This window comes from Kocuria sp. SL71 (genome assembly GCF_026672465.1).
GTDB classification, from domain to species: domain Bacteria; phylum Actinomycetota; class Actinomycetes; order Actinomycetales; family Micrococcaceae; genus Kocuria; species Kocuria palustris.
The window spans coordinates 1,188,182-1,205,796 of record NZ_JAPPRE010000001.1 but is presented as its reverse complement, the minus strand read 5'-3'; the positions used below and the strand labels follow the sequence as shown (position 1 = coordinate 1,205,796).

The following is a 17,615-nucleotide window of genomic DNA, read 5'->3' as shown; positions in this document are numbered from 1 at the left end:
CCGCGAATGATTGGGAAAGGACCGCCATGGCCCAGGAGGACCACCTCATGGAGATCGACGGGGTGCGCATGGATCTGCCCTCCGCACAGCCCGTCGTGATGCTGCGCGAATCCAGCGGCAGCCGCTTCCTGCCGATCTGGGTGGGCAGCTCCGAGGCCACCTCGATCGTGTTCGCCGTGCAGGGCATCGAGCCGCCCCGCCCGCTGACTCACGATCTGCTGCTGTCGGTCGCCGCCTCCTTCGGCCGCAGCCTCGAGCAGGTGCGCGTGCACATGGTCGAGGACACGGTCTTCCACGCCGCGCTGGTCTTCGACGACGGCACCGTGGTGGACTCCCGGGCCTCGGATGCCATCGCGCTGGCGGTGCGCGTCGAGTGCCCGGTGCTGTGCGCGTCGTCGGTGCTGGAGCAGGCCGGGCTGATCATGACGGGCGACGGCGAGCTGCGCGAACCCGGGGAAGCGGCGCCCGGCGACGGCGATTCTGCGGGCCCCGAAGAGGCCGACCGGCAGGTCAGGCGCTTCCGCGACTTCCTGGACACGGTGGATCCCGAGGATTTCCGGGGCTGACGGGTAGACTTTCCGGAAGCGAGTCCGTCGGGCCCGCTTCCGCCTCCGGCATCTGCCGCGGGACGTCATCGGCAGCACAGGAAGGGAGGACGCGCGTGAAGGACACCGACCACGTCGAGCACCTCTCCGCCGGTTTCCCGGACGAGCTCCTCTCCGAGGACCCCCTCCTGCCGATCTTCACGTCTCTGACCGGCGGCACCCAGGGCGTGCTCTTCGACGACGAGCGCCAGGCCCTCGACGACACCGTCGGCTATCGCGGCGCCACCGCCTGCAAGATCGCTGGCATCACCTACCGTCAGCTCGACTACTGGGCGCGCACCGAGCTCGTAGAGCCCACGGTGCGCAGCGCCAAGGGCTCCGGCACGCAGCGCCTCTACAGCTTCCGCGACATCGTCGTGCTCAAGATCGTCAAGCGCCTGCTGGACACCGGCGTCTCGCTGCAGCAGATCCGCTCGGCTGTCCACGCGCTGCAGGAGCGCGGCGTGGAGGATCTGGCCCGCCTGACGCTCATGAGCGACGGCGCCTCGGTCTACGAGTGCACCTCCCAGGAGGAGGTCATCGATCTCGTCCAGGGTGGGCAGGGCGTCTTCGGGATCGCCGTGGGCCGCGTCTGGCGCGAGGTCGAGGGCTCCCTGGCCGGAATGCCCCCGGCCAACGGAGATGCCGAGGCCGGGGAGTTTCCCGGCGACGAGCTCTCCGCCCGGCGTGCGCGCCGCCAGCAGAACGTCAGCTGATCCCGGGCCTCAGCGCCTGATCCGGTCCGTCCGCCAAGCCGACGGCCCGATCTGACTCCGACCGTCCGCATCGGGCAGCCGTTTCTCGACCGCCGATTCTTCGAGCGGTCTCTTCGTCACTTCCGGCTCATGGAGCGCCCCCGTTCGCCACCGCTGCGTCATCGAGTGGACGATTCACCACCTCTGGCTCATCGACTGGCCCAGAAGCCCCTGATGCCGCGTCGAATCGGTGGCGGATCGACCAGTGGATTGCTGTGCGGTGACGAATCGGCCTCTCGCGCACGTTCTGTGCACCTGCGCAGGTGCCGACGGCGCAGCCGACTCCGGCTCGGCGGCGCGGAACCAGACGGCTCAGTCCAGCAGGCCCCTCAGGATCGAGGTGAAGCGCGCTGCCATGTCCGCGGCATCGGCGCCCGGCCAGCGGTGGATCGGCCAGGCAGCGCCCTGCGCGCGATGCCACACGGGGCGATCGGGGATGACCTGGGAGACCAGCAGCGCGCCGAACAGCTCCTGCAGCTCTGCCACGCGATGCTGATGCTCGGGATCGTCCTCGGCCACCTTGTTGACCAGCACGGAGGCCGAGGGCACGGCGCGCTTGGAGCTGGTCTCGAACTGACCGATCGCCGTCATGGTGCGCTGCGCGCCGGCCACGGAGAACAGCGACGGCTCCGCGACCGTGAGCACCTTGTCCGAGGCGGCCCAGGCCAGCCGGGTCAGGGCGCTGAGGTTCGGCGGGCAGTCCACCAGCACCAGGTCGTAGTCCGTGTCGAGCCCCTCGAGGGCGCGGGAGAGCCGGTCCAGGTCCTTGCCGCGGAAGGTCGAGCGGTCCAGTCGCGAGGAGTTCGACGAGCCCGGCAGCACATCCAGGCGGGCCGAAGAGGTCCGCCCGGTGTCGCGGGCGGCCGCGTGCTCGCGCTCGATCCAGGCTGAGGGCACGGCCGCGGCACGGGCACCGGAGCGGGCCACGCGGCCGTTGAGCACCGAGCCCGCATCTGCTGCGCTGGTGGCGGCGGCGCCGAGGCCGGTGGTGGCATCGGCGTGCGGATCGAGATCGACCACGAGGGCACGATGGCCGTCGTCCATGGCCGCCGAGGCCAGGCCGAGGGTCACGGAGGACTTGCCGACCCCGCCCTTGAGGCTCGAGATGCTCACGATCTGCACAGTGGGATCCTCCGACGTCGGTGCCTCCGCCTCTGGGGCTGCTCCATGTGGGGGAACAGGCGGGCGCCCTCATGGTACCCAGCGAGGGCCGCCGGACCGGCACGGCAGCAGCGCGCCGCCGCGCCGATACAGTGGGGGCCATGCGACGCTTCGACATCATCATCATCGGCTCGGGCTCGGGCAACACGATCCTCTCGGAGGCCTACGACGGTCTGGACGTCGCGCTCATCGATGGCGGGATCTTCGGCGGAACCTGCATCAACGTGGGCTGCATCCCCACCAAGATGTACGTCTACCCTGCGGAGATCTCCGATTCGGCGCGCGAGCTGGACCGGCTGGGCGTCTCCGTCTCGATCCAGGACGTGCGCTGGCGCGAGATCCGGGACCGCATCTTCGGGCGGATCGACGCGATCTCCGAGGGCGGGCTGGCCTACCGGCAGTCGCTGGAGAACGTCACCGTGTTCCAGGAGATGGTCCGCTTCACCGGCCCCAAGACGCTGATGACGGCCTCGGGCGAGCAGCTCACGGCGGATCAGATCGTGATCGCCTCCGGCTCGCACGTCACCACCCCGGGGGTGCCCGGCGAGGACCTTCCGCAGGTGCACACCTCGGACACCGTGATGCGCATCGACGACCTGCCGCAGCGCGTGGTAGTGGTCGGCGGCGGGTTCATCGCCGCGGAGTTCGCGCACATCTTCCACGGACTGGGCTCCTCGGTCGTGCAGCTCAACCGCTCCGGGAGGCTGCTGCGCGCACATGACGCCGAGATCGTCGAGCGCTTCACCGCCGCGGCCTCCGAGCAGTGGGACCTGGCCCTGCACCACGGCATCGAGGCCATCGTCGACAACGGCGACGGCACCGTCACCGTCCGCTCGATCGCCAGCGGCGACGGCTCCGCACCGGCGGGCGAGGTGCGCGAGGACGTCGCGGACATCGTCCTGCTGGCCACTGGCCGACGCCCCGCGACCGACCTGCTCGACCCAGCCGCCGGTGGCTTGGGGGTCGACGAGCGCACTCATCTGCTGCAGGTCGACGAATTCCAGCGGGTCCTGTCGCCCACGGGCGAGGTGGTCGAGGGCGTCTGGGCGCTGGGCGATATCTGCAGCCCCTGGCAGCTCAAGCACGTGGCCAACCACGAGGCCCGGGTGGTCGCCCACAACCTCCTGCACCCGGAGTCCCTGCTGCGCAGCGACCACCGCTTCGTGCCGTCTGCGGTGTTCACGCATCCGCAGATCGCCTCCGTGGGCATGACCGAGCACCAGGCGCGGACCTGGGCGGCCGAGAACGGCACCGAGATCGCCGTGAAGGCACAGGAGTTCGGCGACGTGGCCTACGGCTGGGCCATGGAGGACCGCTACGGGCTGTGCAAGCTGATCGCCGACCGGTCCACCGGCCAGCTGCTGGGCGCGCACATGATCGGGGAGTCCTCGTCGTCGCTGATCCAGCCGCTGATCCAGGCCATGAGCTTCGGGCTCGACGTCTCCTCGATGGCCCGCGGCCAGTACTGGATCCACCCGGCTCTGGCGGAGGTCGTGGAGAACGCGCTGCTCGGGCTGGATGTCGACGTCGAGGAGGCAGTGGCGCTCGAGCACTGAGCTGCTGGACTGGATGGGCGGTGGCCCCCTCCCTTGACTGATTCGCTTGATGTCTGCGGGAGGGGGCCACCGCCCATCCCTTACGTGTGGCAGTCCGGTTCCCCGCACGTCCCGGTCCCCAGCGGGGGCAGGCCGAGTCGACGCCTGCGTGCGCGCTTCGGGGCCTTGTGCGGCATCGAAGCGTCGATTCGGCGGGGTCTGACGGGTCAGGGGCGGGCGGGCTGGTGGAGGTGGCCGGCGGCGAGCACGGCGAGCACCGCCGCCACCGGGATCACCAGGAAGGCCAGTCGCAGGCCGAGCGCATCCGACACGACGCCCACGAACGGAGACAGCGACAGGAACGCCCCGCGCATCAGCCAGCTCACGACCGCCAGACCGGTTCCAGGGCGCAGGCCGGGGACCAGATCGGCGGCGTGGTAGGCGGAGGGCACCAGCGTGGCCGAGCCCAGCCCGGCCAGGAAGAACCCGGCCACGGCAGCAGCCGGTGCCGGAGCGGCGACGACCAGGCCCAGGCCGGCCGCGATCCCCACTGCCCCCAGGCGCGCCATGGTCACGTGCCCCAGCCGATCGACCATGCGATCGCCCAGCAGGCGGCCGATGAACTGGGCGCCCATCAGCGCTACCAGGCCCAGCCCGGCCATCGTGGCCGAGGCCTCCAGGACCTGGCTCAGGTACAGGGCCGACCAGTTCTGCCCCAGATCCTCGACCATCACACCCGTGATCGACACGACCGAGATCAGCAGCAGCATCAGCACCGCGCGGCGGGCGGCCCCGGCGCTGCCCGGCGACGCCGTCGCAGCCGAGGCCGCCCCCGATGACGGCTCGTGTGCGGCAGCCGCCACCCCCGGCGCGTCCTGCTCGGACAGCCCGGGCAGGTCCTGGGCCGGCTCGGGGCCGTCCGCCGGCAAGGCGTCCTGCTGCGCGGACGACTCGGCGAGAGGTCGCACCCGGGCGACCTCTTCCATGGTGAGCACCCGGGTCCCGGCGAACACCGCCACGGCGGAGAAGAGGATGCCGCTGATCGTCAGATGCATGGCCAGGGGCACCTGCAGCGCCAGGGCAGCCGTGCCCATCAGCCCGCCGATCACGGAGCCGAGACTCCACAGGGCGTGCATGGAATTGAGGATCGAGCGGCCCATGGCGCGCTGGACGTCCAGGGCCTGCGCATTCTGAGCGGTGTCGGTGATGGCATCGAGCATGCCTGCGAGCATCAGGGGCACGATGTAGGCCAGCAGCACCAGCAGGCCGCCGCCGATACCTCCGGAGACGCCGGCGAGCAGGATCATGAGTGCGATGGCGACGGAGCCCATGACCGCAGTGCGCCCCGAGCCCCATCGCCGCATGATGGGAGCCGGTGCCGTGCCTGCCATCAGCGACCCCAGCGGGAAGGCGATCACCACGAAGCCGTAGACCGAGTTCGACAGCTCGAAGGCATCCTTGATCTGCGGCAGGCGCGGCAGGAGATTGGCGAAGACCGCCCCGTTCACCAGGAACAGCAGGGCCGCGCCCAGACGGGCCCGCCGAAGATGCTCTGGGCTGAGGAAGGATCCGGCGGGCGAGGGCATCGGCCCAGCCTAGCCGCCCTGCGGACCCTCCCCACGGCGCTGGTCAGCGCCGTCGTCCTCGACCTCCTGGGAGCCGAGCCGCAGCTCGCGCAGCCGCTCGAGGGAGGCCTCCGACGACTCCCGGACGCGCTCTCGCAGACCGCGCAGCTCCTCGCGCAGCTGGGCGGCGCGCTCGCGCGTCATCTCCTGGCGAGGGGCCGGAGCGGGCCGGGAGTAGATCTCCTCGATCTGCTCGGCGAAGTCCTGCAGGATCACCGCGCGGCGCAGCTTCAGCGAGGGCGTGAGGTGCCCCGAAGCCGGTGTGAAGTCGACGGGCAGGATCTGGAACGCGCTGATTCCCTCGGCCCGGGAGACGCGGCGGTTGGCGAAGTCCACGATCTCCTGCACGTGCTCGATCACCGCGGGATGCTCGGAGGCCTGCGCGGCAGTCATGGACGGGTCCAGGCCGAGCGCGCGCAGGCACTGCGGCAGCAGCTCCGCGTCCAGGGTGATCAGAGCGGCGATGAACCGCCGGCCGTCGCCGATGACCATGCACTGGCTGACGATCGCCGCGGTGCGGATGGGGCCTTCGAGGACATCGGGGATCACGTTCTTGCCGGCGGCCGTCACCAGGATCTCCTTCTTGCGCCCGGTGATCCGCAGCATGCCGCGCTCGTCGAAGGCTCCGAGGTCTCCGGTGGCGAACCAGCCCTCGTGCAGCGCCTTCTCGGTGAGGTCGGGGCGGCCGTGGTAGCGGGCGAGCACATGGGGCCCGCGGACCTCGATCTCGCCATCCTCGCCCAGGCGCATCTCATGCCCGGGCAGGGGCCGCCCGACGGTGCCCAGCGCGGCGGTGCGCGGAGTGTTCGCGGCCACCGGGGCGGTGGTCTCGGTCAGGCCGTAGCCCTCGACCACGAAGATCCCCATGCCGGCCAGGGTGTGGGCGAGCTCCTCGCCCAGGGCCGCGCCACCGGAGATCGCCCAGCGCACGCGCCCGCCCATGGCATCGCGCAACGGCGCGTAGACCAGGCGGTCCCAGAGCCGGTGGCGCAGCTTCAGCGCGGGGGAGACGCGGCCGTCCTGACGCTGACGGGAGAAGGCCTCCGCGTCCTCGACGGCGCGCTGGAAGATCCCGGCGCGCAGCCTCCCTCCGCCCTCGGCCTTGAGCCGAGCGCTGGTCATGATCTTCTCGAACACCCGCGGCACGGCCAGCAGGAACGTGGGCTGCACGCGCTGCAGGTCGCTCATCAGCGACTTCACATCCGGGGTGTGGCTCAGGGCGACGCCGCCGTGGACCGAGATCACCTGGACCATGCGGGCGAACACGTGGGCCAGCGGCAGGAACAGCACGGTGCGAGAGCCGGGGCGGACGACCTCGGGCAGGAACGGACGCAGGTTCTCGCTCAGGAACACGAAGCTGCGGTGCGTGAGCTCGCAGCCCTTGGGCGGGCCGGTGGTGCCGGAGGTGTAGATGATCGTGGCGGTGTCGTCGAGCCCGCGGCTGGTGCGTCGCCGCTCGAGCTCGTCGTCCTCGACAGCGGCTCCCAGACCGATCAGCCGCGAGAGGTCCTCGCCGGTGCCGTCCAGGCGCCAGATCCGCTCGGCGGCGCTCAGCTTCGAGCCCAGCTCGGGAGCGTCATCGAAGCCGTGGAGGCTGCCCGCCGCCAGATCGTCCGCGGCCTGTCGGACAGCGGCCTCGAGCCGCTCGTCCTCCACGAAGACGGCGCGGGCCTGCGAATCGCCCAGGTTCCACGCGATCTGATCCGGCGACGAGGAGTCGTAGACCGGGACCGGCACCGCACCGGCCCACCAGATCGCGAAGTCGACCAGTGTCCACTCGTAGCGGGTGCGCGAGAGGATGCCGACGCGATCGCCGGGCTCGATCCCCGCCGCCACCAGTCCCTTGGCCACGGCCCGGACCTCGTCGCGGAAGGCGCTCGCGGTCACCTCGACGGATCCGTGCGCGTGGAGGCGCTCGTAGAGCACAGGGTCCTGCGGGGAGTCCGCGCGCTGGACGAGCAGGTCCGTGATCCGCTGGGCCTGCAGCTCGGCGACGACGGCGGGCTCGGTTTCGATGGTCAAGGTCATCCTCCTGGGCTCGTGCGCGTTCGTGATCTCGTCGATGGGGGAGTCAGGTGCCGCGGATCAGACCTGGGCGCCGTCGTCGTAGTCGCTGCGATCCTCGGGCAGAGCCTGGAACAGCGAGACCAGGCTGCCGAGGATCAGCGCCAGACCGGGGACCCACAGCCACCAGGGGAGGCCGTCGAGCAGGAACCCCAGGACCAGCAGCGCTGCGGCGACGCCGAGCAGCACGGCCCAGGCCATGATCGTGCCCGGGCGCATGCCTGCCGTCACCGGCCCGGGGTCCTGCGGCTGCCAGTCGTCGTCGAGGAGCTCCGGCTCGTCCGTCTCCGGAGCCAGCTCGAAGTCGCGGGGTCCGCGGGCCCGGTCCTCGAGCTCGATCGGAGCCTCGTGGCTGCGGACCTCCTCAACGGGCGCGCCGTGGGCCGGGGCTGCCTCGGCAGCCGCGCTGTCGGCGGGGGCGTCGTCTTCCTGGAGCCGGCGGACGAGGTCGTCCCAGGCGCGGGCGTCGCTGTCCGGATCTCGCTCGGGCGGGGTCATGGCGTCATCCTCTCACTGTCTGCGCGCCCGATCCCCATCGGGTGCGCGCCGACCGCTCGCACGGCTGTCCTTCATGCGACAATCACTGCGCGGCGGGGCTCACCGCCGCTGCAGGGGTCCGTCGAGCACCGCGCACGGGCCGTTCCAGATCCAGCCACGATGCCCGCGAACCGGGCCACGAGGAGAGCAATACGCCATGGTCTACATGTTCCTGAAGGACTGGATCGTGACCCCGCTGGTCAACGCCGCCTTCCGGCCGGAGGTCGAAGGCGCCCACCATGTCCCGGACCAGGGGGCGGCGATCCTGGCGAGCAACCACCTCTCCGCCGCAGATCACATCTTCATGCCGATCGCGGTGCAGCGGCAGATCTTCTTCCTGGCGAAGTCCGACTACTTCACGGGCCGCACGCTCAAGGGCCGGGCGATCGCCGCGTTCTTCCGCGCGATCAACCAGATCCCCATGGACCGCTCCGGCGGGCGCAAGTCCGCTGCCTCCCTGTCGGCCGGCGGTCGCAAGCTGGCCGAGGGCGAGCTGCTCGGCATCTACCCGGAGGGCACGCGCTCCCACGACGGCCGCCTGTACCGCGCCAAGATCGGTGTGGCCCGCCTGGTCATGGAGTCCGGCGCACCGGTCATCCCGATCGCCATGATCAACACGGACGTCGTCCAGCCCCTGGGCACGCCCTTCCCCGCTCCGTGGCGGCAGAAGGGCAAGCGCGTGAAGACGATCTTCGGCGAGCCGCTGGACTTCTCCGAGTACAAGGGCCGCACCGGCGACCGCGTGGCCGCCCGGGAGATCTCCGACCGCATCATCCAGGCGATCCAGGAGCTGTCCCACCAGGAGTACGTGGACGTCTACGCCGCCGACGCCCGCCGCGACCTCGAGCGCGGGGCCTCCTGAGCCGAGGACCCCGATCACAGGGAATCTCCCGCCCTGCGATAGCGTTGCCTGCGGTGGCCGCAGTCGGTGCGGTGCCCTGCAGCCACGCTGCTGGCGCCTGTCCGGCTGTCCTTGCCGCACCCGCGCAAGCCCGGGCCGCCGCCGACCTGATCTAGACGAGGGACGATCACCGTGACCCAGCCGCTGTCCGCCGACGAGCCCACCCCCTTCATGCCCGGCCCCAAGCCGAGCACGAAGGACTATCAGGGCCTGGACGACTGGCGCAGCCTCAGCGCCGACCAGCAGCCGGACTGGGCTCAGCACCCCGAGTTCGAGCGCGTCATGGGCGAGCTGAACACCGTGCCGCCCCTGGTCTTCGCCGGCGAGGTCGACACCCTCAAGCTCCGCCTGGCCGAGGTGGCCGAGGGCCGAGCCTTCCTGCTGCAGGGCGGCGACTGCGCCGAGACCTTCGAGGGCGCCACCGCCGACCGCATCTCCGCGCGGGTGAAGACGCTGCTGCAGATGGCCGCCGTGCTCACCTACGGCGCCTCCATGCCCGTCGTGAAGATGGGGCGCATGGCCGGTCAGTTCTCCAAGCCGCGCTCCTCGAACGACGAGACCCGCGGCGACGTCACGCTGCCGAGCTTCCGCGGCGAGATGGTCAACGGATTCGACTTCACCGCCGAGTCCCGCGCCCACAACCCCGAGCGGATGCTTCGCGGCTACCACACCTCCGCGTCCACGCTGAACCTGATCCGGGCCTTCACCGGCGGCGGCTTCGCCGATCTGCGCCACGTCCACTCGTGGAACATGGGCTTCGCCTCCAACCCGGCCCACGCCCGCTACGAGAAGCTCGCCAAGGAGATCGACCGCGCCGTGAAGTTCATGGCGGCCTGCGGCGCCGACTTCGACGCCCTGTCCACCACCGAGCTGTTCACCGGCCACGAGGCGCTGGTGCTCGACTACGAGCGCGCCCTGACCCGCATCGACTCCCGCACCCACCGGCCCTACGGCACGTCGGGGCACTTCCTGTGGATCGGGGAGCGCACCCGCGGGATCGACGACGCCCACGTGGACCTGCTCTCGCGCCTGCAGAACCCCATCGGCGTGAAGCTCGGGCCCAAGACCACCGGCGAGGACGCGCTGCGCCTGATCGACAAGCTCGACCCGAACCGCGAGCCCGGCCGCCTGACGTTCATCACCCGCATGGGCGCCAAGAGCATCCGCGAGGCGCTGCCACCGGTCGTGCAGGCGGTCCAGGACTCCGGGGCCAAGGTCGTGTGGGTCACCGACCCCATGCACGGCAACACGGTCTCCACGCCGTCGGGGTTCAAGACGCGTAACTTCGACGACGTCATCGACGAGATCAACGGCTTCTTCGAGGTGCACCGCGCCATCGGCTCGCACCCCGGCGGAATCCACGTGGAGATGACCGGCGACGACGTCGCCGAGTGCCTGGGCGGGGCGGACGCGATCGAGGAGGCGCACTTCGCCGATCGCTACGAGTCGCTGTGCGATCCGCGCCTGAACCACATGCAGTCCCTCGAGGTCGCGTTCCTGGTCTCCAGCTACCTCTCCGGAGAGCAGAGCTGATCCGCTGATCCGCTGACGACGAAGGGCCCGGCTCCTGCAGGAGCCGGGCCCTTCGTCCGTGCGCCGAGGCACTGCCGGTTCAGATGACGCGCAGTGTGATCGTCGTGCCGTCCTGGCTCTGGGTGACGACGCGGTTGAGGTTCGCACCGGCGACCTCCTCGATCTCGACCGTGAAGCCGAGGTCCTCGAGCTGCTCGCGGGCGTCATCGGCATTGCTGCCGACCACGCGCGGCACTTCCTCGGGCTCGGCGCCGGCGGAGACGACCAGGTCCACGGTGCTGCCCTCCTCGACCCTGGCGCCGGGGGAGGGCGACGCGGAGACGACGCTGCCCTCCTCCGAGTCGTCGAACTGCTCGGAGACGGTGCCGACGTCGAGGCCGGCGGAGCTCAGCTGCGATTCGGCATCGGACTGCGACATGCCCTCGACCGCGGGGATCTCGACCTGCTCGGGTCCGGTGGAGACCGTCAGCACGATCTGCTCGCCCACTCGGGTCTCCGTGCCCGCGGCGGGCGAGGACTCGATGACGCTGCCCGCCGGGACCTCCGTGCTGGGCTCCTCGTGCACCGTGACGTTGGAGAAGCCCTCGGTCTCCACCGCGTCGATGGCCAGCGGCTGGGTGGTGCCCACGACCTCCGGGACCACTGCGGTGCGGAAGCTGCCGGAGCCCAGCAGCCATCCCAGGAAGCCGGCCAGCGCCACGAGCAGGGCTGCGAGGGCCACGGCGACGGCCGCCTTCAGCGGATGGGTCTGCTGCAGCCGCACCGTGGGCTTGGACGGGTCCACCGGCGCCGACTCGTGCAGCCGACCGCGACGCGGCTCGGTCTCCTGCTCGGCCGTCTCGCCGTCCGAGTCCGAAGGCTCGTCGAAGGCGGCCAGCCGGTCCACGCTGGGGCCCCTGCGCTGCAGGTCCGGATCCACCGAGGCACCGAGCGCCGTCCCTGCCCCTGCGGCACCCACGGCGGTCGAGCCGGTGCCGGGCGCCGCGGCAGCTGCCGCCGCGCCTGCGACGGCTGTCCCTGCGACGCCGGCGGCACCCGCTGCACCGGCGCCGCTGCGCATGGGCGGCAGCACCGAGGTGCGCTGATCGTCATCCTGGTCGGCGGAAGCCCCCTGCCAGCGGGGCAGCGCCTCGGTCGGGGCGGATCCGGCGGACGCGGAGTCCGATGATGCCTCGGCGAAGCGCGGCATGGCGTCCGTGGGCGCATCGGGACCCTCCGCGCCGGAGCCCGGTCCTGGCATGGCCTCGGTGGGGGCCTCGTCGACGGGATCCTCCGACTCCAGGCCCCGCCCGCCCTCGGCGCCCAGCGGAACGCGCAGCACCTGCGTGGTCGGTGGGATCTCGCCGTCGGCGGTCTCGGGGGCGTGAGCGGAGCCGTCGGGGGAGGCCTCCGCCGTGCCGTCCTGCTGATCGGAGACCGGGGCTGCGCTCGAGCCTCCTCGGCGCAGCTCGTCCACGGCCTCCAGATCGATCGGCCCGGTGGCCGGGGCGGTGCCGGGCAGGGTCGTGGCCCCCGGATCCTCGGGCCGCGGCGCGGCCGGACCCGGTCCCTGCTCCCAGCCCTCCGGGAGGTGGTCCAGGGCATCGAGGCTCAGCTCGCGACGCAGCTCGCCGATCGAGGCCAGCAGCTCAGCGCCGTCCGACGGGCGCTTCTGCGGGTCCTTGGCGGTCCAGCCGGCCACGGCCTCGGCGAGCTGGGGATCGATCCCGGGGACCGCTTCGAGCAGGGAGGGAACGGTCTTCTCGGCGTGGGCGCGGGCGACCGTCCACGGGCTGCCGTCGAAGGGGCGGCGGCCGGTGAGCATCTCCCAGGCCATGATGCCCAGCGAGTACAGATCGGAGCGGGCGTCGACACGCCGCTCGGTGACCAGCTCGGGGGAGGCATAGGCCACCGTGCCGAGCACGGCCCCGGAGGTGGTGTGCTGATCGGCGGCGCGGGAGAGGCCGAAGTCGGCAACCTTCACCGTGCCGTCCGGGCGCATGAGCACGTTCTCGGGCTTGATGTCGCGGTGGATCAGCCCAGCCTGATGTGCCGCCGAGAGCCCGGCGGCCACCGAGGAGAGGATGGTCAGCGCCTCGCCGGGGCGCAGGAACTCCTTGCGGCGCAGGACGTCGCGCAGGGTCCCGCCCTCCACGTACTCCATGACCAGGAAGACATGGCCGTCATCGGTGCGGCCCTGATCCAGCACCGCGACCACGTTCGGGTGCGACAGGCGAGCGGCCGCACGGGCCTCCCGGGCGAAGCGCTCGACGAACGAGGGGTCCTCCGTCAGGTGCGCGTGCAGGATCTTGACGGCGACGGTGCGCTCCAGGCGCTGATCGACAGCGCGATACACACCGCCGGTGCCGCCGCGCGCCAGGCGCGGTCCGACGGTGTACCGGCCTTCCAGGACCGAGCCGGTCAGATGATCATCCACGGGCTTGTGCACGAGCCCCACAGTAGGGGAGCGGACTGGACTGCGGCTGGATGACGACGGGCGTGGTTGCGATCGTGACGCCCTCGGGACCTGTGTCCGGGCGGGCTCAGCGCAGGTGCGTCCAGGCCGAGATCCGGGCCTTCACCTGGTGGACGTAGGTCTTCGTGTCGTCGTACATCCCGTACTCCTCGACGCCGTAGGCGCCCTGGTAGTACGACGCGATCCCGCGGTCGAGATCCTCCGCCGAGCGCTGGTTCGCGCGGATGATGGCCACGCCCGCCGTGACATTGTCCTGGGGGTCCAGCAGGTCGAGATCGCGCCCCACCAGGGCGGAGGCCCACTCGCCCGACGACGGCAGCACCTGCATGGTGCCCACGGCATCGGCCGGTGACACGCTGCGGTGCACGAAGCCCGACTCCTGCTCGGCATGGGCCAGGGCCAGAGCCGGATCCACGCCCATCTCCTGAGCGGTGGTGCGCACCAGACGCTGCATCTCCTCGGCCGAGGGCGACGGGCGCTCGTAGAGCTGATCGAGATGGCTCTGCGCGGAGGCCAGGGTCTCGTCGTCGTAGTCGTAGCCGGGGAAGTCGTCGCGGATCCGCGGGGCCTCGGCGGCTTCGGCGGGGGCTGCGACCGGGGCCGCGTCGTCCTGCGCGGCAGGTGCCGTCTCGGCTGCGGGGATCTGCAGCGTCTCGCCCTCGCGCAGCGGGGCGGCGACGTCCAGGTCGTTGGCCTCGATCAGGGCCTGGACCGTGATGTCGTGGCGCTGCGAGATCGCCCACAGGCTCTCACCCGCGGCTACGCGGTGCTCGGTGCTGCGCGGCGCGGTCTCTGCGGCGGCTGCCGGGGTGGCGGGGTCCTGGACGCGGGTGGCTTCGTCACCGGGCTTGGGGGAGTCATCGGCCTTGGCGGAGGGGGCCTCCTTCGCCGGAGCCGACAGGCGCAGGGTGTCGCCCGGGGCCAGCGAGGCATCGCCGGACAGCCCGTTCCACTCCATGAGGTCCTCGACCGACAGGCCGTTGGCCGTGGCCACCGACCAGATGCTGTCGCCGGGCTGGACGGTGCGCGCGGGGCCGTCGACGGCCTCGGGGCGCTCATCCGGGGCCGAGCCCTCCGGCTGGCCCACCGCGTGGGCCGCGGGCGTCCCGGAGGCGCCGAACACGGCCAGCGCGGCCAGTGCCGCGGCGGAGCGGCGGGCGCGCGAGCCGCTGGGGGCCGGATCCGAGTCCTGGGGGCGGGGATCCTGAGGGGTGTGCTGCATGCTGGCGAAGACCTCGGGCTGGGAGATGCGCTGATCAGGGGGAAGTGCTGAAGCGCTGCTGCCTGCAGGGTACCCGGTGCCTGGGCAGGGGCATCGGTGGCGGCGCATCACGGCGGTTCGTGGCACCCTGGATCCGTGAAGAAGTCTGAGATGAATCCCGCGCAGCCCACCCTCGAGCAGTTCGAGGCCCTCGACGCCCTGGTCGGCGAGTGGACCACGTTCCCGGACGTGGCCGAATCCACTGGGATGATCGTGACCCGCGTGCACTCCATGGCCGAGGACGGCACGCTCGTGGCCTTCCGCGACCCCCGCGACGGCGTCCGCCGCATCCCGGCGGAGTTCCTCATGGACGGCCAGCCGATCGATGCGCTGCGCGGGACCATGACCGTGCTGCGGGACAACCTCTATACCGACCTGGAGGCCGTGACCTGGCTGTTCACCGAGGACGAGTCCCTGCCGGGTCGGCCCATCGACTTCCTGCGCGCCGGGCGCAAGGCCGAGATCCGTCGTCGGGCGCAGACCCTGGACTGGTGACGGCGGCGCCGTGACGCGCACGAGCGCCCGTCCCCGATCGGTGGCGGGCGCTCGTCTGCCAGGCTCGGCTGCGTCCGGAAGCGGCGGCTTCGGCCCCGGGCGGCCTCCCGGTCAGCGGGAGCGGCGGACCAGGGCGTCGGCCATCTGCTGCAGACCGGCCCGCGGCAGGCCCTCGATCCGCATCTGCGCCAGAGCCTGCTCGGTGCGCTGCGACAGCTCGTCCACGATCTGCTCGGTGCGCTGGAGGGCGCCGCTGCGGCGCAGGGCTTCCCTCAGGTCCTCGATCTGAGCGTCGTCGAGCGACTGATCGCCCAGGGCCCGGGCCACGAGCTGCGCGTCCTGCGGCTCGGCGTCGCGCAGATGCTGCCCGATCAGCACGGTGCGCTTTCCCTCGCGCAGATCGTCGCCGGCCGGCTTGCCCGTGGTGACCGGATCGCCGAACACGCCCAGGACGTCGTCCCGGATCTGGAAGGCCTCGCCCAGCGGCAGGGCGAATCCGCGGCACGCCTCCACGAACGACGACGGCGCCGCCGCCAGCAGGGCCCCCAGGGCCGCCGGGTGCTCCGCCGAGTACTTGGCCGACTTGTAGCGCAGCACCTCGAAGGCGCGCTCGATGGCCTTGTCCGGCGGAAGGGTCTGCGCGGCGACCTCCGCGTGGATGTCCAGGTACTGCCCGAGCATCACCTCGGTGCGCATGCGCGTGAAGTCCGCGGCAGCGCCGGCGGGGTGCCCGGCCAGTGCGACGGCCTCGCCGAAGATCTGCTCCGACCAGGTCAGGGCCAGATCGCCTGCCAGGACGGCGGCAGAGGTGCCGAAGTGCGCGCTGTCCTGGCTCCAGCCGCTGTCGCGGTGGCGATCGGCGAACAGGACGTGGATCGAGCGCATGCCGCGACGGGTCGCCGAGCGGTCGATGATGTCGTCGTGGATCAGAGCGGCCGTCTGGAAGAGCTCGATCCCGGCTCCTGCCAGGCGCGGGATGCGGGAGTCCGCGTCTCCGCCGGCTGCCCGCCAGCTCCAGTAGAGCAGCTGGGCGCGGGTGCGCTTGCCGCCCGTGGACAGCCCGGCGATGGCTTCGACCATGGGGCCGGCCGCCTCGGAGATGCCGTCGGCCACGGTGCGCTGGTCCTGGAACCAGGACTGCAGGACGGCGTCGACGTCGTAGCGGAAGGCCTCGGACTCGGCGGCCGCCACGCGTGAGAGCTCGGGGCTCGAGCTGTCGGAGTCGGGTGCGAAGCTGGGGTCGGTCAAGGGGCTCCTGACGGTGGCGGTTCTCGCGGCGCGGCCGGTGGGACAGCGCCTCCGGTCAGGGTAGCCCGCGGCCTTCCGGACGGCGGACCAGCACCCGGTCCGCGATCATTCGCAGCGGCTTCTTCAGGAGAGGGGATGAGCATGAGCGGCGAGCAGCTCGAGCAGTGGCGAAGCGCGGCCATCATGCACGTCGATCTCGACATGTTCTTCGTGGCCGTCGGGCTGCTGGAGCGCCCGGATCTGGTGGGCAAGCCGGTGATCGTGGCCCGGGATTCCGGGCGCTCGGTGGTCCTGTCCGCCTCCTACGAGGCGCGCGCCTTCGGGGTGCGCTCCGGCATGCCGGTCTCCCGCGCCCGAGCCATGTGCCCGCAGGGGATCCTGCTGGATCCGTCGTATGCGGACTACCCGGGCTACTCCGAGCAGGTGATGGCCATGTTCCACGACCTCACGCACCTGGTGGAGCAGATCAGCGTGGACGAGGCCTTCCTGGACGTCTCCGGAGCCATCCGCAGGCTGGGCTCGCCGGTGCACATCGCTCGGCAGCTGCGCGCCCGCATCCATCGGGAGACCGGGCTGACCGCCTCGGTGGGCATCGGCGCCACCAAGACCGTCGCCAAGATCGCCTCCACCCGCTCCAAGCCGGACGGACTGCTGCTCGTGCGCGCCGAGGACACCGTGGCGTTCATGGCGGAGCTGCCCGTCGGGGCGCTGTGGGGCGTCGGCAGGCGCACGGAGGAGACGCTGCAGCGCTCGGGGATCCGCACCGTGGGGGAGATCGCCCAGCGCACGCCGCAGCAGCTGGCCCGCATCGTCGGCCCGGCTGCGGGTGCGCACCTGCATGCGCTGGCCCACGGCGTGGATCCCCGCCCGGTGACTCCGGAGCGCGAGGAGAAGAGCCTGGGGGCGGAGCAGACCTTCCAGACCGACGTCAGCGACATCGACGCCCTGCGCCGCGAGCTGCTCGGGCTGTCCCATCGCACCGCCGCGCGACTGCGCCGCCACGGGCTGCGGGCCCGGCGGGTGGGACTGAAGCTGCGGTGGGAGGACTTCACCACCATCTCTCGCTCGCGGACGGTGAGCCATCCCTTCACCTCCGGGCACGACCTCTACACGCATGCCGAGGAGCTGCTGACGTCGGAGCTGCCGCTGCCCAGCGCCGTGCGCCTGATCGGAGTGCGCGCCGAGTCCCTCGAGGACGCCGATTCCGCCATGCAGCTGAGCATCGACGGCCGCGAGGAGGAGTGGGCCACCGCCGAGTCGGCCATGGACCGGGCGCGCGAGCGATTCGGCGGCGCCGTCCTGGGGCCGGCCTCCATGCTGAGGCCTCCGCGAGGCACGGTGGGGCGCAGCGAGCTGCGCGCCGGCCACCGCGATGATCCTGCGCCGGGAGGCGCAGGGCGGGCCCGGTCGCAGCCGCGCAGATGAGCGGCGGATCGTCATGTGACGACCGGGTGCTCCGCA

At 71.7% G+C, this 17,615-nt stretch carries 14 protein-coding genes; 7 read left to right on the top strand and 7 right to left on the bottom strand.

Features of this window, described 5'->3' with window-relative positions; translation table 11 throughout:
• The first annotated feature begins 26 nt into the window (after positions 1–26).
• Positions 27–566: a bifunctional nuclease family protein gene (locus OVA15_RS05395; protein ID WP_268143601.1), complete on the top strand. Its 540-nt coding sequence runs from the start codon at positions 27–29 to the stop codon at positions 564–566.
• A 167-nt stretch (positions 567–733) separates the two neighbouring features.
• Complete coding sequence (locus tag OVA15_RS05390) at positions 734–1,300, top strand: MerR family transcriptional regulator (RefSeq protein WP_036307921.1); 567 nt, start codon at positions 734–736, stop codon at positions 1,298–1,300.
• A 351-nt stretch (positions 1,301–1,651) separates the two neighbouring features.
• Here the strand turns inward: OVA15_RS05390 and OVA15_RS05385 are convergent, their stop codons facing one another.
• Positions 1,652–2,461: a ParA family protein gene (locus tag OVA15_RS05385; protein WP_268143599.1), complete on the bottom strand. Its 810-nt coding sequence runs from the start codon at positions 2,459–2,461 to the stop codon at positions 1,652–1,654.
• A 140-nt stretch (positions 2,462–2,601) separates the two neighbouring features.
• Here OVA15_RS05385 and OVA15_RS05380 point away from each other — a divergent pair, with 140 nt between their 5' ends.
• On the top strand, positions 2,602–4,056 hold the full coding sequence (locus OVA15_RS05380) for a mycothione reductase (RefSeq protein ID WP_268143597.1): 1,455 nt from the start codon (positions 2,602–2,604) through the stop codon (positions 4,054–4,056).
• Positions 4,057–4,262: 206 nt separating this feature from the next.
• On the opposite strand, the gene OVA15_RS05375 is transcribed toward OVA15_RS05380, so the two are convergent.
• The 3 genes from OVA15_RS05375 to OVA15_RS05365 are packed head-to-tail and all read right to left on the bottom strand — an operon-like array spanning position 4,263 to position 8,222.
• On the bottom strand, positions 4,263–5,621 hold the full coding sequence (locus OVA15_RS05375; protein WP_268143595.1) for an MFS transporter: 1,359 nt from the start codon (positions 5,619–5,621) through the stop codon (positions 4,263–4,265).
• A gap of 9 nt (positions 5,622–5,630) precedes the next feature.
• Positions 5,631–7,688, bottom strand: coding sequence for an AMP-dependent synthetase/ligase (locus tag OVA15_RS05370; protein ID WP_442786724.1), 2,058 nt, complete (start codon positions 7,686–7,688; stop codon positions 5,631–5,633).
• A 57-nt stretch (positions 7,689–7,745) separates the two neighbouring features.
• Entirely contained in the window at positions 7,746–8,222 is a 477-nt protein-coding gene (locus OVA15_RS05365) for a hypothetical protein (protein ID WP_024290272.1), read from the bottom strand.
• A 196-nt stretch (positions 8,223–8,418) separates the two neighbouring features.
• On the opposite strand from OVA15_RS05365, the gene OVA15_RS05360 reads away from it, so the two are divergent.
• Together OVA15_RS05360 and OVA15_RS05355 are read left to right on the top strand one after the other, a co-directional pair.
• A complete protein-coding gene (locus OVA15_RS05360; protein WP_024290273.1) occupies positions 8,419–9,123 on the top strand; it encodes a lysophospholipid acyltransferase family protein in 705 nt (234 codons plus the stop codon).
• A 210-nt stretch (positions 9,124–9,333) separates the two neighbouring features.
• Entirely contained in the window at positions 9,334–10,695 is a 1,362-nt protein-coding gene (locus tag OVA15_RS05355) for a class II 3-deoxy-7-phosphoheptulonate synthase (protein ID WP_053448271.1), read from the top strand.
• Between the two features lie 79 nt (positions 10,696–10,774).
• Here the strand turns inward: OVA15_RS05355 and OVA15_RS05350 are convergent, their stop codons facing one another.
• Positions 10,775–13,123, bottom strand: a complete 2,349-nt coding sequence (locus OVA15_RS05350; protein WP_268143591.1) for a protein kinase domain-containing protein — start codon at positions 13,121–13,123, stop codon at positions 10,775–10,777.
• 94 nt (positions 13,124–13,217) lie between these two features.
• Positions 13,218–14,372, bottom strand: a complete 1,155-nt coding sequence (locus OVA15_RS05345; protein ID WP_053447517.1) for a lytic transglycosylase — start codon at positions 14,370–14,372, stop codon at positions 13,218–13,220.
• A 150-nt stretch (positions 14,373–14,522) separates the two neighbouring features.
• Here OVA15_RS05345 and OVA15_RS05340 point away from each other — a divergent pair, with 150 nt between their 5' ends.
• Positions 14,523–14,906 carry an Rv2175c family DNA-binding protein gene (locus OVA15_RS05340; RefSeq protein ID WP_024290277.1) on the top strand — a complete coding sequence of 128 codons (384 nt, stop codon included), beginning with the start codon at positions 14,523–14,525 and terminating at the stop codon, positions 14,904–14,906.
• A 111-nt stretch (positions 14,907–15,017) separates the two neighbouring features.
• Here OVA15_RS05340 and OVA15_RS05335 read toward each other — a convergent pair whose 3' ends face one another.
• Positions 15,018–16,154, bottom strand: coding sequence for a polyprenyl synthetase family protein (locus OVA15_RS05335; RefSeq protein ID WP_053447516.1), 1,137 nt, complete (start codon positions 16,152–16,154; stop codon positions 15,018–15,020).
• Between the two features lie 135 nt (positions 16,155–16,289).
• Here OVA15_RS05335 and dinB point away from each other — a divergent pair, with 135 nt between their 5' ends.
• A complete protein-coding gene (gene dinB / locus OVA15_RS05330; protein WP_268143588.1) occupies positions 16,290–17,579 on the top strand; it encodes a DNA polymerase IV in 1,290 nt (429 codons plus the stop codon).
• Positions 17,580–17,615 lie beyond the last annotated feature (36 nt).